This window comes from Frankia sp. ACN1ag, from assembly GCF_001414035.1.
GTDB lineage: Bacteria > Actinomycetota > Actinomycetes > Frankiales > Frankiaceae > Frankia > Frankia torreyi.
The window spans coordinates 44,979-67,577 of record NZ_LJPA01000032.1 but is presented as its reverse complement, the minus strand read 5'-3'; the positions used below and the strand labels follow the sequence as shown (position 1 = coordinate 67,577).

Here is a 22,599-nt window from a genome sequence, read left to right as displayed (position 1 = left end):
GCAGCTCCACCAGTGGGCGGACGTCAGGGATCGGAGTCGGCCTGGCCGTGTAACCGGGCCCCATGTGGTCCCGTCGCATGCGTGACGGTGCCCTCCGTGCTCGCCTCGCTCGGTCGCATGAGGATTCGCCCAGCTATGGACATCCGGACGCGAGAACGGTCGCGAGGGCCTCCTTGACCAGCATCGGGCTTGCTTCCATGGTGTGGAAGTCGGCGACGACGACACGATCCGGCTCGATGCCCTCGGCGGCGAGCACGTCGACGGTCTTCGCGATGCGAGGGCTGGCCACCGCCTGGTCGAACGCCTCCAGCGGGTGTTTGACCACCAGGGCCGCCTGCCGTGGCCCGCTCGCGACGAGGCAGGACGGCGCCGGTGTGGCGACCTCTCGCATGGCCGGTTGGGCCTTCAGCCAGCCGGCGAGCGCGCGTTCCGCGCGGTCGGGCCCCGGGGTGAGCAGGCCGTGGCGGAGCACGCCGAGAAGGTCGCGGGCGATCCGCCAGTCGAGGAGCGGGTGGTAGGCCATGTTCGTGTAGTCGCGCAGGCACTGATAGCAGGACGACATGCAGTCGTCCGCGTGGCCGGCGCGCTCCAGGACAGCCAGGTACCGCTGCACGGTGTCGAGGAATCGGCCGAGCTCGTCCGCCTCGCCCAGGTGGGAGCTGAAGCCCGCCCCGTTCTCCAGGGTGTCCGCGAGGAAGGCGTAGAAGGTCTGTTCGCCGCCGCGGGCCGCGGAGTGAATGCCGGCGATGATCTCCTGCGGTTGGATGTCGAGGTGCTCCGCAGCGGCGCTGCGCAGCAGGAACGCCAGCGAGTACCAGGCTGTCCGCAGACCATGGGTGAGGTCCGCCGCGACCCGCGGCGCCACTCTGCGCAGGTTGAGCCGCAGTCCCCCCGCCGGCGGCGTGGGCGTGTACGAGCCGAGGAAGAACAGATCGGTGTGCAGGACGGCACCGAGCGCCGCCCGAGTGACCTCCCCCCTGGGCACCCGGATCCGCGGGTCGTCGAGGTGGTCGACCACCGTGGTTTCCAGATATCCACCCCAGTCATGGCCCGCGCGGGCGAAGGTGAACATCCGTCCCAGGTTGTCGTTGACGATGTAACGATCTCCCTGGCCGGACAGGGCGACGAGGTTCTGCTGTGTCGTCTCCTCCCGCAGCCGGTCGAGGTCGCTGGTGACCCGGGCGACGATCCGGCGCGGCGACCACGTGAACGCGCCGTCGAAGTCGCGGGCCGCCCCGGCACGGAATCCCAGCGGCTGGCGGACCTGCACCACCCGGTAGCCGCCCCGGCCGCACGCCGGACAGAGGGCCACAGCGTCGATGTCCACCAGCTCGTCGACATGGTTGCAGTCCATGCACAGGCCGAGATGACGCTGCTGGACGAGTGGCTCCGGCAGCGGCGAGACTCCACGGTATGACGGTTGGAAGCTGGTCACGCCGACCACCGTGTGCACCCATCCGTCCCGGACGATCTCGCTGCCAGGGGCGAACTGGGACAGTGCGATCGACAGGTCACGATCGACGACGTCGTCGGGCGGCCACGGGAACGACCTCGTCGGCCTGGACAGGTGCAGCAGCCGGACCTGCGTGGGGAACCCGAACATCGGCAGCCAGCCGGATTCGGCGAGCCGCTGGCTCAGCGCCTCGTGGCCGACCACGCGCGCGGCCACCTCGTCGATCGCGTCGGGCAGCCGCCGGACGCCGTCGATCGCCTCGTCGACCGTCGTCGGGACAGCCGCGTGGGCCGACAGGGCGTGGAAGGCCGCCGCGACCGCGTCGGTGTTCGCCGCCAACCAGCGCCGGATGTGCCCGCTGCGTGACGCCCATTCGTCGATCGTGCCGTACTCTCCATGGACGTTCGGCTGCCGACCGTCCACCCGCAGATCGTCGGGGAGGTCGCGGAACGCCTCGCGGAGGATGGTCGCGCTCAGCGAGCGCTCGAAGATCTCCCGTTGGCCCATCGCCAGGTACGGCGCAGGTGTCGGATCGTTGGTGATCGCCGTCGGGTTCTGGAAGTAGTGCTCGTCGTGGCTGCGGCCGCGGCAGACGGTCAACGCGACGGCGACCGGCGAGCCACGCCGCCCGGCCCGTCCGACGCGCTGCTGATAGTTGTAACGGGTGGGCGGCATGTTCGCCATCGCGACGCTGGCCAGCGCCCCGATGTCCACGCCGGCCTCCATCGTCGTCGTGACGGACAGCAGATCGAGCCCCTCGGCCAGCGGGATCTCGTCATCGAGGAACACGTCCTGGAAGATCGCCTGGCGGCGCTGGCGTTCGGTGCGGCCGGTCTGGCCGGTCAACTCCGCGCAGGCCAACCGGAACCGGCCGCGCCCGGTCGACGCCTTCCACCCGTAGTAATCCTCGCCGGAGTCCCTGGGCGGGCTGCTCGCCTCCTGCAGCCCGGTTCGGCACTGCGTGCAGACGAGGCTGCCCGGATGCAGATGCTGGCGGCGGCAGCCCGGACAGGTCCAGGCCGCCTCGGCCGGGCGTCGCACCACGACCTCCTTCGGATCGACGAGGTAGCCGCGGACCGCCTTGTCCCAGCCGTGTTCCGCTCGTGCCTCGACCTCGCCGGCGTCGAGGCCGTGTGCCTGGCCGACCGCGCGCCAGAAGGCCCGCAGCCGTCCAGGCGGGCGCGAGCCCTCGTCCCGGTATCCGACAAAGCGACGCAGCTCCGCGAGGATGCGGATGCTGGCGCGGGCGATCGCTGTGGGGTCGGTGGGATCGAGGGTGAGTCGGCGGGCTCCCGGCCGCATGTCCAGCCAGCCGAGGCCGAGCGACTCGAAGTCACGGCCCGCGCCGGAGAGCAGGTTCTCGATCACGTTTTCCAACAGGTCGGCCTCGGCGCCTTCCAGACCAGAGCGCTGCGAGTCGGTGAGCGTCCCGCGGACGGCGGGAACCGCTCCCGACCACTCGTAGAACTCGTGCCATTCGTCGTCGCCGTACTTCTGCCGGGACGGCTGCGGCCCAGCGGGATTCACCCCCATGCGGACAAGCCGCTGCTGGATTTTCGGAACCAGCGACCGCAACGTCGGAGGCTCGACGAGCTGGGACTCCACCGCCGCCGTCACCGACTCGTCGCCGCTGATCCACGCGAAGACCAGCGTCTGGAAGGTGACGCCGAAACGCTGGCTCAAGCGGTCGTAGGCCGCCTTGTTCTCCGGTGTCTTTGCGCCCTGGGTCCACCGGCGAGCGGCCTCGATGTCGACTGCGGCACCGTCGTCCTCCCCGAGGATCTCGACGAGGAGCAGCCGGACCAGGTCCTGGTAGTGGCGCAGCCCGACGCCCGCGGCCATCTTGGCGGCGTCCTGCCGGCTGTCCGAGAACAGCAGAACCTTGCGTTCCCGTTGGTCGAGCTGGCCGGCCAGCTCGGTGACGAGCACCTGGTTGATCTTCTCGAAGCCGGTGCGCATCAGTCGCAGCGGCGACCGGTAGCGCAGCGGGTCGGTGGGCGCGAGCGGACGCGCTCGAGACGCACCCTTCCTGTACATGATCTCCCAGTCGGCGCCGCAGGCGGGGCAGCGGGTGGGAAACGGCGGGATCGTGCCGCGGTCGACGCCCGTCCCTCGCTTCGCCGAGACATGGAAGCTCCAGCCGGTGAAGCCGTGCTCCCCGTTACTCAACCGGCCGGTGGTCGGGTCAAGCTCACTACGCCGGAAGGTGAAGGTCAGCTCGCCGCGCTTCCAGGAGGCGTCGTCGTCGGCCTGCTGCGGCTGCGTGGAGGGCCAGTAGACGATGTAGTTCGCCGCCGTGCGGTCGACGGCAGCCTGCTCTGGCAGCCGCGTGAGCTCGGGAACGTCCGGGAACAGCTCGCCACGGAAGGTGGCTCGCTCGGTCTCGGCCGCGACGGTGAACCCGCCGAGCATGACGTCTCCGCAGCTCTGGCAGAAGACGAGTTCGAGCACGCGACCGCCGCAGTGACACCGGTCCCGCGGTTGGGCGTAGAGCCGGCCGACGGTGCGTGCCCGCCCGCCGTTCGCAACGGGGGCCGCGTCGACCAGGCCAGCCGGGTCGTCCGGGTCGTCGACGGCGGAGCAGGCTGGGTCGGTGCATGCCCAGATGCCGCTGACATTGCGGAAGAACAGGTGCGCGCGGATCTTCGGCAGGGCGTCGGCCCCATCGGCGGCGCCAGCCGTGCGCAGTGTTCCGAGCAGGCCCCGTAGCGCCGTCTGGCGCTCCGGTACGGCCACAGCGGGAAACAGACGGGCGGCGAGATCGGATGCTGTGCGGGTCACCGACCCACCGTGGTCCGGGTCCTGCAACGCGGCGCGCAACGCGTCTGGGGCGCCGGTGCGTCCGAGCAACTGGGACGCGTCCGGCGGGGTGAGATCGGCCGGACCGGCGGCGGCGCCGAGCTCGGCGGCGGCGCCGCTGAGGTCGATGGTTCTCCGTGATGGGTTGATTACCCTTCCGGCGACGAAGTCGAAGCTGTCCGCGTCGACGGCGAAGAACTCGGAAAGGAAGCGGCGGTCCCGTTGCGGGTCCAGGGAGGCCGATGCGGCGAGGATCCGCAGTTTCTCCGGCCGGCCGGCGATCCCCAGCCGATGTCGGAGGTTGCGCAGCAGGTAGGCGACCTCGGTGCCGGCGGTGCCGCGGTAGAGGTGCAGCTCGTCGACGACCAGGGTGAAGCAGTTTTCGGGTTTCCGGGCGAGCCAGTCCCGGGTCGTGTCGAAGAAGTTCTGGTCCCGTGCCCGGCCCAGCATGATGTTGAGCATCGAGTAGTTGGTGATGAGGATGTCCGGCGGCGCCGCCGCCATGTCCCAGCGGGAACGCATCTCGGCCCCGTCGAGCCGGGGGACGAAGTGGCGGGCGTCACCGCCGGTGCGCCAGGCCTGCCGGGCGCGTCGCTCGGTGGCGCGCAGATATCCCCGCAGCTCGGAGAGCTGCCGATTCTCGCCGGGCTCGCCGGTGACGGGGGTGGCGCCGGTGTAGCGGCCGAAGAAGAGCCGGTGGCCGCCGCGGTGGCGGTCCAGCCAGCCGCGGGCCTCGTCGCTGTCGAGCGCCCGCCGCAGCCGCACCAGCTGGTCGTCGACGAGGGCGTTCATCGGGTAGAGCACGAGGGTGCGCACCGCCGCCGGGCGGCCGGTCTCGCCCTGTCGCTGAGCCTCGAACGGCCCCGACGTCCGCCACCAGGGCACCAGCGGCATCGAGCCGCCGGTCCAGGCCCGCGACTCGGCCAGCAGGCTCGCGATCACCGGCAGCAGGAAGGACTCCGTCTTCCCGGACCCGGTACCAGCGGTGATGACCATGTTCCGGCCCGGTTCAAGCCCGGCCGCCAGCGCCTGTTCCTGGTGGATGTAGAGGCTGCGGCCCGGCGGCAGCAGGCCGCAGGCGGCGAATTCGGCGAGTTCCGGCGGCGCGCCGACCCGACGGCCCGACTCCGCCGGAGAGCAGCCGGTCGTCACATATTCGGGCCGCAGCTCGATGAGCGGCTCGGTGTAGATGCCGCCGGGCCGGTCGAGCAGGGCCCGCCGCTCGCTCGCCAGCCGGTCGTCGGCCAGACCGAACGGCGTGTCGTAGTAACGCAGGTAGGCGCTGCGCAGCGCGTCGAACGTGCCGTAGACATCGAGCCCGGACCGGCCGCCGTTCATGCACACACCTTCAGCGTCGAGGACAGTGATGTCGCGATGCGATCGGCGACGTTGCGCGGCACACCGTCGTACATCACCTGGCCAGGTGTCCGGTCGAGGACGGGCGGAAGCCCTGTGCACAACACGGCGATCCGCCGGTGCGCGAGCGGCAGCGGCATCCCGCTGTCGACGGACAGCACTCCGACCGCGCCGTCGCCCTTCCCTTCCTCGAACTCCCAGCGCAGTGGTTGGCTCGTTTCGCCGCCCACGAGATACCTGCCTTCGGCCGGAGTGGTCCAGAACCACCGGTCGCCGCGGCAGAGGAGGTATTCCTTGGCTGTGCCGTAGGTCTCCCGCTGGTAGAGGCCGTCGCCGAGGTGACGGCGGTCGGCAGCCTGGAAGGTCATCGTCCGGCGGTTCCAACGGGCCATCGGCGGTCCCTGGCGCCCCGGTGGCTCCGCCGGCCTCCCCGGTTCCACCGCACGCAGGGTCGCGCTGCGCCGGACCGCCGCGTCGGGCTCAAGGGGCAGGCCGCCACGGGCCGCCGCCGCAGACAGCCGCTGGTCGTCCTCATAGACCAGCCACCAGGTGGACGGCATGGGAAGCTGGCCCCGGCTGTCGTTGCGGTGGACGACAACCCGTACGCCCGCCCCCATAGCGGCCTCGAGCTGCGCCTCGCGGACCACTCCCGTAAACAGGGCGACGCTCTCGCGACCGGGGAGTGTGGCCAGCCCCGAAGGCTGTGCCTCCCATTGGCGTTGACGCCAGTCGACCGCGAGAACACCCAGTTCGTTCATGGTCAGAACCAGCCGGCGCGCGCGGGTGAGGTCCGTCGGGTCGACCCGGTCGCCCGCGTACCAGGCGATGGTCCGGTACAGGGAGGCAAGCGACCCGCCTTGGCGATCTGCCAACCAGGCGAGAAGAACATCCGGATCGAACGTCACCGTGTCTTCCAGCCAACCTCGTGAGTGATCATGCTTCGATGGTTGAGGACGGCCTGCTGGTAGCGCCGCCAGGCCTGCTCGTGCGGCTGGCCGGCCTGGCTCGAGAGCACGAAGTGCGCCCATGCCTGCGCGTCGGCGGCCGTGAGGCGGCCGATGTTCGGGGAGTCGTCACGTAGCTGGCGGACGATCGTGCTCGATCCGGCCGCCGCCAGCCACACCGCCTCCCGCGGCGGGATGACTCGGTAGCTGAAGGCCCGCAGGGTGGTGCCCCGCCGCGTCCACCACCGGGGCGCGGCCGGTTCTCCGACGGGGGTCACGTGCCCGTCAACGTGGAGGAAGTACACCTTCGCTCCGTGCGGAACCGTCAGCGACCGGCCCGAGCCGGCGGGCAACCCCTCGATGTCGCCGGCGGTGGTCGGACACTGCGGCGGGTGCAGCGTGAACCGCCGGGTGAACCCGCCCGCTTGCACGGTGTAAGTGCCCTCGGCGAGACCGAGCGACCGGAGCCGGATGACTCGGCCGGTCGGCGGGGGGCGTAGGCGTCGCCCGTTGAGCAGGACCGGGGCCGCGGTGTCGAACCCCGCGGGCAGCGCAACGTCGGGGGGACCCTCGAGGAGGTAGCGAGACCCTCGCGCGCCCTCGCCACTCTCCCGGCCGATCCGCAGCCCGCCGACCAGTCGCAGCCGCGGCGAGGCCCGCACCGCCACACCGATCCCAAGCCGATCGAACACGGCAGTCGCCGCCGCAGCGTCGGTAAACAGCACGTCCCGCAGCACATGCCAACCCGGGAACGGGCCCTGCTCAGGGTCGACGTCGCCCACCGCGGCGCGCACCGCGTCCACCACGGCGCCGAGCCGATCGTCGCGCACGACGAACAGCAGCGGCTCGTCGGTGTCGACCGCGTCGCCGGCGACCCATGCGCCGGCCGCGTCGTCCTCGGCTGCGACCAGCAGGTCGCGAGGGCGTTGGGCGATACGCAGCCGGGTGCCGGTCGCCGTCAGGCCCCGTACCAGCGCCGTCTCCACCGCAGGCAGATCGCCGGTGAGGGTGTAGGAGGTCAAACCGGGCTCGGCGCGCACGGTGAGACTCCAACCGGCGCCGGTCAGCGCGTCGCCGTCGACACCGTCGACGATCGGTGCATGCCAGCCGGCCTCCCAGTTCCCCCAGTCGGCGTCGACGAATTTCGGTTGCAGGACCAGCCCGAGCCGTCCCGCCTCCATGGCCTGGCCGGGTACCTGGACCGGGATCGTCGGCCGGTGCGACGAGCCCGCCACCGCCGCGAGGATCCCGCCCAGAATCTCGTCCCGGTCCGATCGGGCGGTGGCGAGCGCTTCCTGCAGCGGAGGGGAGAGTCGCCCCGTGTCGAGTCCCTCCCAGCGACGCAGGGCCGAAACGAGTTCCGCCGGCGCCGCCGCCACCGCGGACCGCCCGAGCGGTGAACGGAAGAAACGCTCCAGTTCCGGCAGGTCACGTTCCCGGACGATGGCCTGGGACAGCGCGAGCACGATCCACGACTGGCTGCCTTTGCGGCGCCCGACGTCGGGAAAGGTGACGATGCCCCGCGCGCCGTCCTGCTCGCGCATCCACCCGCCGAGGATCTCCCAGTGAGCGGGGATCTGCTCATAGCTCATCCGCAGCCGCCGCAGGCTCTCCTGCTCGGTGCTGCGCGGCATGGGCAGACATTCGACGAGCCGCTGGTAGTAGTTGCTGGACCATACCCGGCCCTCGCGACGCATCAGGGTGCCGGCGAGCACGCAGACGGCGAGGAGCGGCAGGCAGGGCGGCGGCTGCACGCGCGTTCCCCGTTTCCAGGCCGACACGGTACGGAAGATGCCGTCGAAGATGTCGTACCGGTGATACCAGTCGAGCCGCGCCTGGACGGCTTCGACGAGATCCGGACCGTCCGGTCCGCGCAGCGCCTTCGCCTTGTCGTTGTCGACATAGAGGACGACCGGCCGGCCGGCCGCGCTCGGTCCGAAGAATTCCTCCGCAAGCCGGTCCTGCCACCACTGATACGGGTCCATCTACGGCCTCTTCCTCCCCCGGGACATCAGCCACGCACCGGCACCCGAAGCCGGGCAGGTGACATGCACCGCCGCGCAACGGCCGACCCCAACCAGTCCGACCATCACCTCTCATCATATTCCTCGTACGTTCCATTGCCGTTCATGCCTCNTCGGACAGCCCTGACCGGGCTCCCCGGTCACAGGTCCACGTTTCCGGCCGGCCGGNCCGGAACCCGATGCCGCGTCCCGCCGTCGTGAGACGCCGGCGTCGACAACCCACCCCGGCCATGCCCACCCAGACGGATCGTCTCCGCGGGGGTGCCGGTGGATCGTCTCCGCGGCGGCACGGAGCCCCGCCGCACCGACTGGTCTCATGGCATGTCCTCCGCCCCGACGCCGACGGCACACCCCCAGACCCCAGGTGCCGTGGCGCCGCACAGGTGCGCAGGTTTCCGCCTACACCGTTTCCGTGCGTCCCTTGTCGACGACGGATTCATCGGCGGAGAGTATCCGGCGGGAAGGAGCTCTCGACGGGAACGTGACCACCCGTCCCGATACTTTTTCAATCACCCGCCCAAGCGATCCCGCGAACTGGTCACCCAGATTCCCGGTCTCGTTGATGAGCCATCCCTGCGGGAACTCGACGAGATTCCGTGGACGGTCCGGGTCATCACTTTCGCGACCGAGAAGTGCGGAGGCTATCTCGCGAGCGCCCCGCAAACGATGGCAGCGGAGCCGGCCGGCCTAGCGTTGCCGGAGCCGACCCGTCTCACGCTCTGGCGCCGCGAGGCGGGGCCTGCGGCGGGTGGCCGGGGTGCGCAGGGACTCGTCGAACAGGACGCGACAATTGCGTCCCCGCCGCTTCGCCGCGTACATGGCGATGTCGGCGGCGTGCAGGATCGCGCGGGGGTCGGTCAACCCCGGGGCGGACACCGCCACGCCGATGCTCGAGGTGACCGGGGGGCCGTCCGACGGCGCGCGCACGGCGGCGGTTTCGACGATGCGGTCGGCGATCCCCAGCACGGACTCAGCCGAGGTGATCCCCTCGCACAGCACGGCGAACTCGTCGCCGGCGAGCCGGGCGACGGTGTCGCCGGGGCGCACGGCCCGCCGCAACCGCGTCGCCACCTCACGCAGCACCAGGTCGCCAGCCTGATGGCCGGCCAAATCGTTAACGGCCTTGAAGCCGTCGAGGTCGACGAAGAGCAGCCCGACCCGGTCCTGCCATCCGCCTGCCTCGGCCCGGGCGAGGGCCCGGCCAAGCCGGTCGAGGAACGACACTCGGTTCGGCAGGCCGGTGAGCCCGTCGCGCAGCGCGCGGCGGCGGGCGCGCGCCGCCCGCGCCGCCTCGAAGCCGCGCGCCGACACGACGGCGGTCGAGATCTGGCCGGCGACCAGGGCGACGAAGTCACGGTAGTCGCCGTCGAGCGCGAGCCGGTCGCTCAGGCCGGCCAGGAGCAGGCCGATCGGGTGGCCGTCGCGGCCGTTGGCGAACGGCACCGCCAGCGCTGACCTCGACGGCGCCGACCTCGACGGCGGCGAGCCCGATGACGGCAAGCCCGATGACGGTGTCACGCGCCGTGACAGCACTGTCGGAACGCGGATGCGTTGCCACNCTCGCTCGCGTCCTCGTCCTCGTGGCCGTTCGACCACTCCCCTCGCCGGCCGGTCCCGGTCGCTCGGCGGCCCAGGGCCGACCCTGCGGGCAGGCCGCGACCGCGTCACCGTCGGGCGGCCCTGACCTGTCACCGGCGACGCTCCTGTCCCGATCGCCCGCGCTCTCCCCGAGATTGCCGTCGCCCGCGGCGGCAAACCCCACCCCGATCCGCGTCGCGCCCGATTCACGTGGGGAGAACGGAGGGCCGGTCGGCGTCAGTTGCTGCCACCCGCCAGCTCGCCAGCGGTCCCCGCGAGACGCCGGGACGGCTCGTCGCGAGCAGCCGCAAGCTGCGCTTCCTCGGCCGCACCGGCGGCGGCAGGTACCGGGTCGACGATCCGGAGTACGTCGCCGCGGTGCTGTCCGGCGCGCTCAGGAAACGCGCTCAGGACAAAGGTGCCCGCATCTGAGCTTGTCGGGGCGTCAGCGCATCATCAGGGTGCCGCCGTCGACCGGGAAGATCTGGCCGGTCATGAAGCGGGCGCCGTCGCTGGCGAGGAAGGCGAGGACGGGGACGAAGTCGCGCTGGACGTCGCCGAGCTTCCCGCCGATCGGGATGCTGCGCGCCAGGTCGGCGTCGTGCGCGGCGAGCTGCTCGGCGGTCATCGAGGCGCGGGTCCGCTCGTACATCGGCGTCACGATCGCGGGGGCGACCGCGTTCACGGTGATGCCCTGCTTGGCCCACTCGACCGCCACGGTGCGGGTCCACGCGACGACGGCACCCTTGCTGGCGGCGTAGGCGGCCTTGTTCGGGTAGCCGAGCACGCCGGCGGCGGAGGCGAAGTTGATGATCTGGCCGCCGTGCTCGTGCAGGTGGGCGAACGCAGCCTGGTTGGTGAGCAGGGTGCCGGTGGCGTTGACCGCGAGGATCTTGTTCCAGTGGTCGAGGGAGAGCTCGGCGGCCGGTGCGGCGGGGGCGATGCCGGCGGCGTGGATGAGGACGTCCAGGCCGCCGAGGTGGGCGACCGCCTTCGCGAAGGCGGTGTCGACCGATTCGGGGTCCGTGACGTCGCAGGGGACGAAGCGGGCGCCGGCCTGCGCGGCGATCTGCTCGCCGGGATCGACGGTGATGTCGAGGGAGACGACCTGCGCGCCGAGACCGGGCAGCGTCTGCACGAGCCCCGCGCCCATCCCGCTGGCCCCGCCCGTGATCACTATGCGCCGCGCGTCAAGCCTGACCGCTGCCATGAAGCCGCCTCCCGCGTCCGTCCACACCGGTCGTCCGGTCAACGCGGCCGCCTGGTCCGACGCACAGCCCGGCCAGCGACACATCCCGGACGTTTCCTCTGGACGCTACTCCGCGCCTACCCGCACGCGGCGGATCAGCGGCCCTCGCGCCCGCCCGCGGCCAGGTGGGCGAAGTAGTGGGCGAACATCTTGGTGCCGCCGGCGGCCTGGGTCCAGTCGTAGTGCTCGTTCGGCGCGTGATAGCCGTGGCTGGGCAGGCTGAGGCCGAGCAGGATCACGGGGGCCTTCAGGTAGCGGTCCATGGTGAGCACGGCACCGATCGAGCCGCCCTCGCGGACGAACGCGGGGGTGACGCCGAAGGCGTACTCGACGGCCGCGCGGGCGGCGTCGGCGTGCGGGCCGGTGCGGGGGCCGAGGTAGGCGGGCAGGGCGGCCTCGAGCTCGACCTGGGCGTCCGGATGGCGGCGCTGGATGAAGTCGCGGACCAGCTCGAACACGGCATGGGGGTCCTGATGGGGAACGATGCGGGAGCTGAGCTTGACGCCGGCGCGCGGCGGGATCACGGTCTTCACTCCCGGGCCGGTGTAGCCGCCGGTGAAGCCGTGTACCTCGAACGTCGGCTCGCCCATGATCCGCGCCAGGACGGAGCGGACGTCGGTGGTGCGCAGCGAGGTCAGCCCGTGCATCGCCATGAAGGTGGCGACGTCGAAGCCGGACGCGACGAAGCTGTCGATCTCCTCGTCGGTCACCGGCGCGGCGGCGTCGGTGAAGCCGGGGATGAGCACGCGCCCGGTCACCGGGTCGAGGCACTCCGCCACGATCTGGGCGAGTTCGGCCAGCGGGTTGCGGGCCGGCCCGCCGGTGAGGCCGGAGTGGGTGTCGTTGGTGCCGGTCTCGATGGTCACCTCGAAGGTGACCAGGCCGCGCAGGCCGTAGTCGATGGCGGGCCGGCCGGCGGCGATCCAGACCGTGTCGGAGACGAGGACGGAGTCGGTGGCCAGCCGCGGCAGCTCCTGGCGGACGAAGGCCTCGAAATGGGGGCTGCCGATCTCCTCCTCCAGCTCCCAGACGAAGGCGATGTTGACCGGCAGCTCCTGGGCGATGGCGAACTGGGCGGCCTGCAGCGCGGTGAGCGCGGGGCCCTTGTCGTCGGTGCTGCCGCGACCGGCGTAGCGGTCCCCGGAGATGGTCAGGCGGAACGGCTCGGTGTCCCACTGCGCCGGGTCGGCGGGCTGGACGTCGAGATGGTTGTAGATCGTGACGGTGGGGCAGTCGGAACCGGCGATGTACTCGCCGTGGACGACGGGATTGCCGGACGTGGGCACGATCCGGGCGGCGAGGCCGGCGTCCGTCAGCAGCGTCGCGGCAAGGTCGGCCGTGCGCCCGATGTCGGGCTGGTGGGCGGGATCGGCGCTGACGCCGGCAATCCCGACGAGGCGGGTGAGCCGATCCTCGAACTCGGGACGGCGGGCGGTGAGGTAGTCATCGAGCTGAGCGAGAGCGTCGGCCACGACGCGATCGTACGGACAGGTTCTGGCACGGGTTGATGGCCGCGGGCGGGGCACGGGAACAGGATGCGCATCGCCATCGTCGGAGCGTCCGGCAACATCGGTTTTCACCTGGTCCGCGAGCTGGCGGCCGACCGGCGGGTCGAGGAGGTCGTCGCGATCGCCCGCCGCCCGCCGCCCGGTTCCCCGTCCCGCGGTCGCCCGTCCCGCGGTCGCCCGTCCTCCGGTGTCCAGCGGGGCAAGGTCCGCTGGCTGGCGCTCGACGTGGCGCGCCCCGGGGCCTTCGGCGAGCTGGAGAAGGCGTTCCGCGGCTGCGCGTCGGTCGTGCACCTGGCCTGGCTGATCCAACCTGAGCGGGCGACGGTCCGCACCGAGGCCACGAACGTCGCGGGGAGCGAACGGGTGTTCGCGGCGGCGCTGGCCACCGGGGTGCCGGCGCTGGTGTACGCCTCGTCGGTCGGCGCCTACCACCCCCGGGAGTCCCACCGGCCGGTCGACGAGAACTGGCCGATTACGGGGATCGAGACCTCCCCGTACAGCGTCCAGAAGGTCGCCGTGGAACACCTGTTGGACAGCCTCGAAGCCGATCATCCGGGGATCCGGGTGTCCCGCCTGCGCCCGGCGATCGTGCTGTCCGCCGCCGCGGCGCAGTCGCAGGCCCGGTACTTCCTCGGCCCGCTGGCGCCGCTCGGCCTGCTGCGCCTCCTCGGCGCCGGCGAGGGTCGGCTGCCGGTCGTCCCGGCCGTGCGCGGGCTGACGTTCCAGGTGGTGCACTCCCGCGACGCCGCCGCCGCCTTCGCGGCCGCCGCCACCAGCCCGGCGGCCCGCGGCGCCTACAACATCGCCGCGGACCCGCCGATCACGCCGGAGACGCTGCCCGACATGCTCGGCGGGCGCGGGATCCCCCTGCCGCCGGCGCTGCTGCGCGCCGCGGTCGGCGCCGCCTACCGGGCCCGGCTGGCGCCCGTGAGCCCCGGCTGGATCGACCTCGCCCGCGGCGTCCCGCTCATGGACACGGGGCGGGCCCGCCGGGAGCTCGGCTGGGTTCCCGCCGTGGCCACGAGCACGGTCCTGCGCGAATGGCTCGTCGGCGTCAGCACGGGCCGGGGCGACGAGACCCCGGTCCTGCGCGGCGCCGCCGGCTGGCTCGATCACGCCCGCGGCGCGCGGCGCGCCCTGTCCGGCCGCGGCGGAGGGCGGATCTGAGACCCGCCGACCACCGGTGCGGCTACTACCTGTTACTACCTGTGGCGCAGGGCGTCTACCTGTGGCTCAGGGCGTCGCGGGCCCGGTCGACCAGCGACGCGAACGGGCCGACCGCCCACTGGGCGAGGGGGGAGCCCACCGTGCTCGGGTGGGGGTGGGTCGGCGCCAGGCTCTCGACCGCGCGCAGTTGCCGGCCGAGCTTGCGCCGCTCGTCCTGGCTGGTGGCCGCCCGCACCGCCGGGAACTCCTCGAGCTCCTCGCGCTCGGCGTGATCCGACACCGCCTGCTCGAGCGCCGCGAGCTGGCGGTCGAAGTCCGGGCCGGTGACGTCGAGCTTCTCGAGGGCGGCCAGCACCTTCGCCGCCTGCTTCTCCTCGTGGTTGCGGGCCCGCACGACGTCGGGGCCGGCCGACCGGCGCGACACCGGCCGCAGCACCATCTCCTCGCCCGTCTCGTGCACGGCGAGCAGCGCCCGCAGCTCGCCGAACGCCCTCCTGCGGGGCTCGCCACGCTGCATACCGACCGCCGCGAACAGGTCGCGGATCCGCGCGTGCTGCGCGAGCAGAACTCCCACGATGTCGTCCTCGGGCAGCGTCGCCGCCTGTGCGCGCTCCCGCTCCGCCAGCTTGATCGCCATGCCAGGTCTCCGTCTCGCTTCGGGATGAGCCGACCGTTGTCGTCCGATGGGGACGCCTCCGGGATGAACCGGGACATCCGGCTGGTCGCCGGCCGGCGACCACCGCGGCCGGCCCGGCCGGGGCCGACGGGTCAGCGCTACCCGCTCCCGCGGGCACAACACGCCTGCGCCGACCGGCCCGTGGGCAGCGCGCCGCCGTCGCCGCCGGTCCTCGCCGGCCTCCCACCTCGGTCGTGTTGCGACGCGGTCGTCAGATTCGCTCGCTCTGACGTTGTCGGCCGCCCCTTGCGCTGCTCCTGAAAATGTGACGTACTTGTCAGAAGATCGGGACTTCTCCACGGAGCGGATCGGCCGTTGTCCCCTAGGAGGATCACATGCTGCCCGCCAACGCCCAGATCGTCTCGGTAGACGATCACGTGATCGAGCACCCACGCGTCTGGCTCGATCGCATGCCCGCGAAGTACCAGGACGTCTGCCCGCGCATCGAGCGCGCCGAGGACGGCAACGACTGGTGGATCTACGAGGGCCGCCGCGCCGGCAACTTCGCCCTCAACGCGGTCGCCGGCAAGAGCCCGAAGGACTACGGTCTGGACCCCCGCAGCTACGACGACATGTTACCGGGCTGCTACCGCATCGCCGATCGGCTGCGGGACATGGACGAGGAAGGTATCCACGCGCAGCTCTGCTTCCCGAACTTCGCCGGCTTCGCCGGCAGCGTGCTCGCCGCCTCGCAGGACCTGGCGCTCGCCACCGAGACCGTGCGCGCGTACAACGACTTCATCCTCGACGAGTGGTGCGCCGCCGCGCCCGACCGGCAGATCCCGCTGATGATGGTGCCCTACTGGGACGTCGAGGCCGCCGCCGCCGAGATCCGGCGGACCGCCGCCAAGGGCGCGCGCAGCATCACCTTCCCCGAGCTGCCCGACCGCCTCGGCCTGCCGTCCTGGCACACCACCCACTGGGACCCGGTGCTCACCGCCGCCAGTGAGACCGGCCTGCCGATCTGCCTGCACTTCGGCTCCGGCGGGTCGCCGCAGTGCTCCCCCGAGGCGGCCACGACCAACTTCACCGTCGCGATCTCGCTGTTCGGCCTGAACTCCATGTCGGCGACCTCCGAGCTGCTGCTCTCCCCCGTCTTCCACCGCTTCCCGCAGATCAAGATCGCGCTGTCCGAGGGTGGCATCGGCTGGATGCCGTACATGCTCGAGCGCATCGACTACGTGTGGGAGCGTCACCGCTGGTACAACGACGTCAACACCGAGGTGCGGCCCAGCGAGCTGTTCCGCGACCACATCTACGGGTGCTTCATCGTCGACGAGGCCGGCATCGAGGCGCGCCACCGCATCGGCGTCGACAACATCATGTTCGAGAGCGACTACCCGCACTCCGACAGCAACTGGCCGAACACCCGCAAGCTGCTCACCGAGGCGCTGATCAACGTCCCCGACGACGAGGCCCTGCGCATGGTCGAGACCAACGCGCGGACGCTCTACAACTTCCCCCGCACCACCTGAGATCCCCCCGCACCACCTGAGATCCCCCCGCACCTCCTGACGGTTCGCACATACCACTCCGAGGCGTGGGACCGGCCACTCCCCAGCCGGTTCGCCGGCCGGTCCCACGCAAAGGCCCTGGCCACGGTTCTGACGTCGGCGGCGTGAAGGACGTCCCACCGCGGCGGGCCGAGGGCCGGACGTATCCCGGATGTCTGTCCGCGCGGCGAGCGCCATCGGCTTGCGACTCCTCCCGTCGGCGACGGCAACGCGCGCGCCGCGCCCGGTGAACGCGCGCTGCCGGCCCGGCGGCCGATCCCTCCCGCGCGGTTCGCGGCACCAGGAGAAAAGGCGAACCGATGAGCCAGAAAATGTTCACCACGCAGGAGATCAGCGACTTCGTCGACGAGTTCCGGGCCAATGGCGGCCGACCCGCCGGAAAGTACACGGGAGCCACGCTGCTGCTGCTGATCAGTGGCGCGGAGGCCGACGGGACGCCGCATGTGAGCCCGCTGAACTTCTACGCCGACGCCGACCGGTACTTCGTCTACGCCGTGAACCCGGGCGTCGACGAGGACCCGCGCTGGCTGCACGACCTGCGCGCGAACCCGCAGGCGACCATCGAGGTCGAGGGCCGGACGCTGCAGGTCACGGCCACGGAGGTGCACGGCGCGAAGCGCGACGAGATGTACGCCCGCCAGGCCGCCCGCTACCCGCAGTTCACCGAGCTGCAGGCGGCCGTGACCCGCCTCATCCCCGTCGTCGAGCTCCTGCCCACCGGCTCCTGATCATCCCGTCACGTCTCGAACACCGCGCGCCGGGGGCGTTCCCCCGGCCGCGGCCTCGCCGAACGTTGTGTTCCGCCGAACGTTGTGTTCCGCGCAACCGCACCACGCGTCCGGGCGGATCCCCGGCCTGCGTCGATCTCCACCAGACCCGACCTGCGCCGACCTGCGCCGTCACCACTGCCGGGGACACCCTGGCCGCGACAGCCGCCGGGACACAGAAGTTGAAAAATTCTGCAACTAGCGAGATGCTCATCTCGGGCGAGCCGGAGATGAGCCCCGCCCACCGAGACGGACGTGCGAGAGGGGCGGCGGGTGACGGGGCGGGTGCCGTTGTACCAGGCGAAGGCGGAGTTCTTTCGCATGCTGGGTCATCCGGTGCGCATCAGGGTTCTGGAGCTGTTGCAGGACGGGCCGATGCCCGTGCGGGACCTGCTGGCGGCGATCGAGGTGGAGTCGTCGAACCTGTCCCAGCAGCTCGCGGTGCTGCGCAGGTCGGGAATCGTCACGGCGACGCGGGAAGGTCCGACGGTGGTGTATGCGCTCGCCGGTGGGGACGTGGCCGAGCTGATGCGGGCGGCGCGCCGGATCCTGACGGAGATGGCGGCCGGACAGGCGGGGCTGCTGGCCGAGTTGCGGGAAGCCGAGGCGAGCGCGTCGTGAGAACGGGATGCGCCGGGGCACGGCGGCATGCGCCGATGTTCGCGGGCCGGGCGTGACGGTGTCGGGAGCCGCGGGGGCGGCGGGGGTGAACGCCGCGTTCAGCGTGATGATCTGGGTGCCGTCCGGGGCGCGGCCCGTCATCGACACGGTGATCGCCGCGGCGCCGGGGCCGGTGCTCTGCCATGCGGACGAGCCGGATCCGGGGGGCGGCCGCCGGGTCACGTTGGACGCGGACAGCGGGTCGACCCTGAGCTGGCTGATGCGGACGCTGCGGGAGCGACTCGGGGCGGATCTCCTGCGCGTGGAGGACCCGGTCTTCGTCGTCGCGTCGACGGGCAAGCTCACCCAGTCCCTGTCCACCGCCATGACCACCGGGCACGACCTCGCCCTCCTCGACGCCGACGCCGACCGGCGGGTCATCCGCCACCTCGCCACCCACCCGACCCACACCGACCGGTTCACCGGGCGACCCCGCCGGGTGGCGCTGCTCTCCGACGCCAGCGCCGTGCTGGACTTCGAGCCGCTCGCTGCCGAGGCGGCCCTGCCAGCGGTCGAATCCCAGGCGGCCCACCTGCACCGGGCGACCGGTCTCGACGTCATCCCGATGCCCATCGCCGCCCGGGACGCCGCGGACCTGGGCCTCGCGATCGGCATGCTCGCACCCGGATTCGCCGCCACGGTGCTGGTCCACACCCACGTCAGCCACATCGACGCCGTCCGCGCCGCGCTGCGCTCCGCCGCGGTGGTGCAGCCGACCCCCCATCTGCTGCTCGACACGGTGAACGACGGTCTCGCGGTGGCGGCCGCGGCGGCGGTCCTGACGCATCTGCGCGGGCGGGGCATCGCGCCGGAGCGGGCGCGGATCGCCCTGGTGGATCCGCGCCGGGGCGGGGATCTGGCCGGGCTGCTCGTCGGCACCGGCATCCACGACCTCACCCTGTACGACCCCGTCGCCTACGGCATCCAACCGCTACATGACCTGGCCGGCCGGCTCGATCTGATCGTGGATCTCCTCGGCCTGGCGTCGCCGCCCGAGCAGGCTCCGGTGCTGCGCACCCGGCCGGAGGCGCCCCCGCCGCTGGCCCGCGCCACGTCGGGTCCCCGGCCGCTGCACGCGCTTCCCGGGTTGCTGCGCGCGGCGCTGACGGCCCGTCGCCCGATCACGTTCTCGGCCCGGGTCGCCGCCGTGCACGCGCTGGTCGGTCAGACGCCGCCCGGCCGGCTGCTACCGCCGCTGGAGCACCCGCGGCTCACTCCCGCCGTCGCCGCGGCCGCCCTGCACGCCCTGTCCGTCTCCGAGTAGAAGGTCCTCCTCTTCACGGCTTCCCGGCGTCGAATTCTCTGCGTCGGAGTTCCGCGGCTTCCACGACTTTCGCGGCTTCATGTTATGAAGAATCTTTCAATTTCTCATCTCATCGACGAGGGAGGTGTCGATCCACGCCATGAGATCGACCGGATGGTCCGAACGCTCGATCACCCACGTGGCCCGCGGCCGCGCGGTCGGTCTGGCTCGGGGGGCGTCGCTGCGGCGGCTGTTGCCCGGGCGAGCCGAGGTGGCGCGCATGCGGCGCCGGCCCGGCCGGGACCTGCTCGCGGGGCTCACCGTCGCCGTCGTCGCGTTGCCCCTGGCACTGGGCTTCGGCGTCGCCTCCGGCCTGGGGGCGTCCGCCGGCCTGGCGACCGCCATCGTCGCGGGCGCCGTCGCCGCGATCTTCGGCGGGTCGAACCTCCAGGTGTCCGGTCCCACCGGGGCGATGACCGTCGTGCTGGTCCCGATCGCGCACCGGCACGGCCCTGCCGGGGTGCTGACCGTCGGGCTGCTGGCCGGGATCCTCCTGCTCGGGCTCGCGTTCCTGCGCGCCGGACGGGCCGTGCGCTACGTCCCGGTCCCGGTCGTGGAAGGTTTCACCGCCGGCATCGCCGCGGTGATCTTTCTTCAGCAGGTGCCGGCCGCCCTGGGGGTCCACGCGCGCGACGGGGACAAGGTGGCCCTGGTGGCCTGGGAGGCCGTGGTGGACTTCGCCCACCACCCGGACTGGACCGCGCTCGCGATCGCGGCCGGGGTCGCGGTGAGCATGCTCGCCGGCTCCCGGCGGTGGCCTACGATTCCGTTCTCGCTGCTCGCCGTGGCCGTCGCCACGATCGTGGTCGCGGTCGGCGGCGGGGAGGTCGCAACGCTCGGCGCGCTGCCCGCCACCCTGCCCCGTCCCTCCCTTGGGTTCCTCGATCTCACCGCGGTGCCGTCCCTGGCCTCCGCCGCCGTGGCGGTGGCCGCGCTGGCGGCGTTGGAGAGCCTGCTCTCGGCCAGCGTCGCCGACGCGATGACCGTCGGAGAGCGGCACGACCCGGACCGTGAACTGTTCGGCCAGGGCCTGGCCAACCTCGCCGTTGCGCTGTTCGGCGGGGTGCCCGCCACCGGAGCGATCGCCCGCACCGCCGTCAATGTCCGCTCGGGCGCGTCCTCCCGGCTCGCCGCCCTCACCCACGCCGTGACCCTTGCCGCGATCATGCTCGTCGCCGCGCCGGTCGTCGCGCGCATCCCCCTCGCCGCGCTCGCCGGGGTGCTCCTCGCGACCGCCCTGCGGATGGTCGAGATCTCCGCGGTGCGTGCCCTCGCCCGCGCCTCCCGCTCCGACGCCGCCGTGCTGGTCCTCACGGCCGGTGCGACCCTGGCCTTCGACCTCGTCGTCGCCGTCCTGCTCGGACTCGCCGCCGCCGGCGCCCTGGCCCTGCGGCAGATCGCCCGCAGCGCCCGCCTCGAGGAGGTGCCCCTCGACCCCGACGACCATCACGAGGCCGAGTACACGCTGCTCGCCGAGCACATCGTCGTCTACCGCATCGACGGGCCGATGGTCTTCACCGCCGCCCACCGTTTCCTGTCCGAACTCTCCGAGGTCGCCCCCATCAGGGTCCTCGTCCTGCGGCTCTCCCGCGTCAGCACGATCGACAGCACCGGCGCGACCGTTCTGCGCAACGTCATCGACCGGCTCGAACACCGCGGTATCACCGTCTACCTCTGCGGTCTTCGCCCGGAGCACACCGGCCCGCTGGCCGCCATCGGACTGCTCGACCGCCTGCACGGGCGGGGCCAGATGTTCGACTCCGCGCCCGCCGCGATCCGGGCCGCCCGCGACCACCTCCACGTCCTCGAGCTCGTGCCCACCAGCGAATCCTGATCATCTCGGGAGTCGTTGCGGACTCCGGCCGGGTGGCTAGAGGCTCGTGGCGAGCAGGACACAGCCGGCGAGGAACACGGCCGACGACAGCGCGTAGCGGGCGACGAACTGCCAGCTTCGGGCGGTGTGCCCCGACGCCGCGACGATCGAGCGCAGCTCGACGTACGGGCCAGGTGCGCGCAGGAACCAGCCGGTGACCAGCACCTCCTCGTCCACGAAGGCGTCCGCCCCGGTCAGCCCGAAGAAGGTCCGCGCGCCGGGGAACGGCTGGAGGTAGACGATCGGCACGAGGCCGCTGTCGTCGGCGAGGACGAAGTCCGGGGAGGCCACGTAGCCGCCCCGCCCGACGATCCGGCCCCGCAGACTGACGGGCACGGCGCCGACCGGTCCGGCGTCGAGGCGTTCGAGCAGGCTCGCGGCCTCGTCCACGGGCTCGGGCGCGCCCAGCGGGCTGCGCAGCGCCGCGCGGACGACCAGCAGCAGCCCGCCGGCGGCGACCAGCGCCGCGACCGTCCGCGGGCCGCCGACGTCCGGGTTGTGCTGGGAGAGGGTGAAGGCGGCGAACAGGCACGCCCAGCCGACCAGGTAGATGGGGAGTTCCACCAGGAACCGGCCGCGGGCCACGGCCCGCTCCCCCGGCCGCGCCGCCGCGGCCACGCGCACCGCCCCCCAGCGCGTCGGGGCGCCCGGTAGGCCGCTGCGCTCGAGGGCGGCGATGCGGTGCACGACGAGCGGATGGGTGGCGAACAGTTCCTGCCAGCGGGCCCACGGGCTGGTGTTCTCCCAGCGCATTGCCGCGGCGATGCGCTCGGGCGGCAGTCCCGGGCCGAGCAGCCCGGCGGCGGGCAGGCCGCCCGGACCGGCGATCCCCAGCGCGCCGGTCGACCGGAGCCGGGCCCCCCGACGGGCGAGGCGGCGGGCCTGGCGCTTCTCGTCGTCGGCGCGCAGCGCGGCGATCCGCGCGGCCCGCTCGCGGCCCACCTCGTCGATGCCGTAGGCGATGCGCACCAGCGCGGAGCACAGCGCGTCGCCATCGCCGGTGGCGCGGCAGGAGGCGTGGTCGGCGCCGAGCTCGCGCGCCCGGGCGAAACCGAGCAGCGCGAGCTGCGCGACGAGGTAGGCGGCGAAGGCCAGCAGCCGGTTGACGTCGTTGCCGCCCGACCCGTTCGCGGCGCGCCCGCCGGCCGTCGCGAAGTAAAGGACCATCGGGATGAGGCTGGCCACGGTCATCACGGCCACGTCCCGGTGCGCGACGTGGCCGAGTTCGTGCGCCACGACCGCCTCGACCTCGCGGTCGTCGAGACGGTCCAGCAGCCCGCGGGAGATCCACACCCGGCTGTCGCGGCGGGTGCGGCCGAAGGTGAAGGCGTTCGGATCGCCGTCGTCGACGATGCCGAGCCGGACCAGGGGCAGGCCCGCCGCCTGGCACTGCCGCGCGACGATCGCGGCCACCGGCTCGTCGCTGCGGTAACCGTCGGCCGTGCGGGCGAGCTCCGTTGCCGGAACGAGCCAGGCGATGACCCACGGCGCGACCAGATACTGGACGGCGACGACGCTCACCCCGCCCGCCACCGCCCAGCCGAAGGGCACCGGCGAAAGGGCCGCCACCAGCCAGCAGGCGAGGACCAGGACGCCGCCCAGAACGCAGAGCACGGCAAGCAGTCGGCGCCGAACATGACCTCGCACGAGAATGTCCCCGCCAATCCCCGAGAACGGCCGGACGGCCGAAACGGATCCCAATGCTAGAAGGCGGGAAGAACCGGGGCA

15 protein-coding genes are annotated in these 22,599 nt (G+C 72.4%); 7 read left to right on the top strand and 8 right to left on the bottom strand.

All coding sequences use genetic code 11. The features are described from left to right. Positions 1–133: 133 nt before the first annotated feature. The 4 genes from UK82_RS24155 to UK82_RS24140 all read right to left on the bottom strand — a co-directional run bounded on the left by UK82_RS24155 (position 134) and on the right by UK82_RS24140 (position 10,019). Entirely contained in the window at positions 134–5,590 is a 5,457-nt protein-coding gene (locus UK82_RS24155; RefSeq protein ID WP_044886347.1) for a DEAD/DEAH box helicase, read from the bottom strand. Further along, a complete protein-coding gene (locus tag UK82_RS24150; protein ID WP_044886348.1) occupies positions 5,587–6,513 on the bottom strand; it encodes a hypothetical protein in 927 nt (308 codons plus the stop codon). The genes UK82_RS24155 and UK82_RS24150 overlap by 4 nt, the downstream gene beginning before the upstream one ends. Beyond that, complete coding sequence (locus UK82_RS24145) at positions 6,510–8,537, bottom strand: hypothetical protein (protein WP_055409493.1); 2,028 nt, start codon at positions 8,535–8,537, stop codon at positions 6,510–6,512. The genes UK82_RS24150 and UK82_RS24145 overlap by 4 nt, the downstream gene beginning before the upstream one ends. 726 nt (positions 8,538–9,263) lie before the next feature. Next, positions 9,264–10,019, bottom strand: coding sequence for a GGDEF domain-containing protein (locus UK82_RS24140; RefSeq protein WP_277912948.1), 756 nt, complete (start codon positions 10,017–10,019; stop codon positions 9,264–9,266). Positions 10,020–10,364: 345 nt separating this feature from the next. On the opposite strand from UK82_RS24140, the gene UK82_RS34160 reads away from it, so the two are divergent. After that, positions 10,365–10,586 carry a hypothetical protein gene (locus tag UK82_RS34160; RefSeq protein ID WP_044886351.1) on the top strand — a complete coding sequence of 74 codons (222 nt, stop codon included), beginning with the start codon at positions 10,365–10,367 and terminating at the stop codon, positions 10,584–10,586. A gap of 13 nt (positions 10,587–10,599) precedes the next feature. Here the strand turns inward: UK82_RS34160 and UK82_RS24130 are convergent, their stop codons facing one another. After that, positions 10,600–11,364, bottom strand: coding sequence for an SDR family NAD(P)-dependent oxidoreductase (locus tag UK82_RS24130; protein WP_044886398.1), 765 nt, complete (start codon positions 11,362–11,364; stop codon positions 10,600–10,602). A gap of 134 nt (positions 11,365–11,498) precedes the next feature. Beyond that, positions 11,499–12,875, bottom strand: a complete 1,377-nt coding sequence (locus tag UK82_RS24125; RefSeq protein WP_044886352.1) for a M20/M25/M40 family metallo-hydrolase — start codon at positions 12,873–12,875, stop codon at positions 11,499–11,501. 63 nt (positions 12,876–12,938) lie between these two features. Between UK82_RS24125 and UK82_RS24120 the strand changes: the two genes are divergently transcribed. Beyond that, positions 12,939–14,078 (top strand): NAD-dependent epimerase/dehydratase family protein, encoded by a 1,140-nt coding sequence (locus tag UK82_RS24120; RefSeq protein WP_055409491.1) that lies wholly within the window; start codon positions 12,939–12,941, stop codon positions 14,076–14,078. A 55-nt stretch (positions 14,079–14,133) separates the two neighbouring features. Here UK82_RS24120 and UK82_RS24115 read toward each other — a convergent pair whose 3' ends face one another. Next, the gene (locus UK82_RS24115; protein WP_055409489.1) at positions 14,134–14,715 is read right to left on the bottom strand and encodes a hemerythrin domain-containing protein; all 582 of its coding nucleotides are present in this window, start codon (positions 14,713–14,715) and stop codon (positions 14,134–14,136) included. A 374-nt stretch (positions 14,716–15,089) separates the two neighbouring features. On the opposite strand from UK82_RS24115, the gene UK82_RS24110 reads away from it, so the two are divergent. From UK82_RS24110 to UK82_RS24090, 5 genes are all read left to right on the top strand, one after another. Further along, a complete protein-coding gene (locus tag UK82_RS24110) occupies positions 15,090–16,229 on the top strand; it encodes an amidohydrolase family protein (protein ID WP_044886355.1) in 1,140 nt (379 codons plus the stop codon). Positions 16,230–16,567: 338 nt separating this feature from the next. Beyond that, positions 16,568–16,996: a nitroreductase/quinone reductase family protein gene (locus tag UK82_RS24105; protein WP_044886356.1), complete on the top strand. Its 429-nt coding sequence runs from the start codon at positions 16,568–16,570 to the stop codon at positions 16,994–16,996. A gap of 312 nt (positions 16,997–17,308) precedes the next feature. After that, positions 17,309–17,656: a helix-turn-helix transcriptional regulator gene (locus tag UK82_RS24100; RefSeq protein ID WP_255354350.1), complete on the top strand. Its 348-nt coding sequence runs from the start codon at positions 17,309–17,311 to the stop codon at positions 17,654–17,656. 106 nt (positions 17,657–17,762) lie between these two features. After that, complete coding sequence (locus tag UK82_RS24095) at positions 17,763–18,959, top strand: malic enzyme-like protein (protein WP_236706375.1); 1,197 nt, start codon at positions 17,763–17,765, stop codon at positions 18,957–18,959. Positions 18,960–19,218: 259 nt separating this feature from the next. Continuing rightward, positions 19,219–20,832 carry a SulP family inorganic anion transporter gene (locus UK82_RS24090; protein ID WP_370657261.1) on the top strand — a complete coding sequence of 538 codons (1,614 nt, stop codon included), beginning with the start codon at positions 19,219–19,221 and terminating at the stop codon, positions 20,830–20,832. Between the two features lie 36 nt (positions 20,833–20,868). On the opposite strand, the gene UK82_RS24085 is transcribed toward UK82_RS24090, so the two are convergent. Further along, positions 20,869–22,518: a zinc metalloprotease HtpX gene (locus tag UK82_RS24085; RefSeq protein ID WP_044886358.1), complete on the bottom strand. Its 1,650-nt coding sequence runs from the start codon at positions 22,516–22,518 to the stop codon at positions 20,869–20,871. Between the last annotated feature and the right edge of the window lie 81 nt (positions 22,519–22,599).

Coding starts and splice junctions, on each gene's coding strand:
- UK82_RS24145 (WP_055409493.1), bottom strand. CDS start 8,537: ATGGACCCGTATCAGTGGTGGCAGGACCGGCTTGCGGAGGAATTCTTC.
- UK82_RS24095 (WP_236706375.1), top strand. CDS start 17,763: ATGATCTGGGTGCCGTCCGGGGCGCGGCCCGTCATCGACACGGTGATC.
- UK82_RS24115 (WP_055409489.1), bottom strand. CDS start 14,715: ATGGCGATCAAGCTGGCGGAGCGGGAGCGCGCACAGGCGGCGACGCTG.
- UK82_RS24110 (WP_044886355.1), top strand. CDS start 15,090: ATGCTGCCCGCCAACGCCCAGATCGTCTCGGTAGACGATCACGTGATC.
- UK82_RS24090 (WP_370657261.1), top strand. CDS start 19,219: ATGCGGCGCCGGCCCGGCCGGGACCTGCTCGCGGGGCTCACCGTCGCC.
- UK82_RS24120 (WP_055409491.1), top strand. CDS start 12,939: ATGCGCATCGCCATCGTCGGAGCGTCCGGCAACATCGGTTTTCACCTG.
- UK82_RS24130 (WP_044886398.1), bottom strand. CDS start 11,364: ATGGCAGCGGTCAGGCTTGACGCGCGGCGCATAGTGATCACGGGCGGG.
- UK82_RS24105 (WP_044886356.1), top strand. CDS start 16,568: ATGAGCCAGAAAATGTTCACCACGCAGGAGATCAGCGACTTCGTCGAC.
- UK82_RS24155 (WP_044886347.1), bottom strand. CDS start 5,590: ATGAACGGCGGCCGGTCCGGGCTCGATGTCTACGGCACGTTCGACGCG.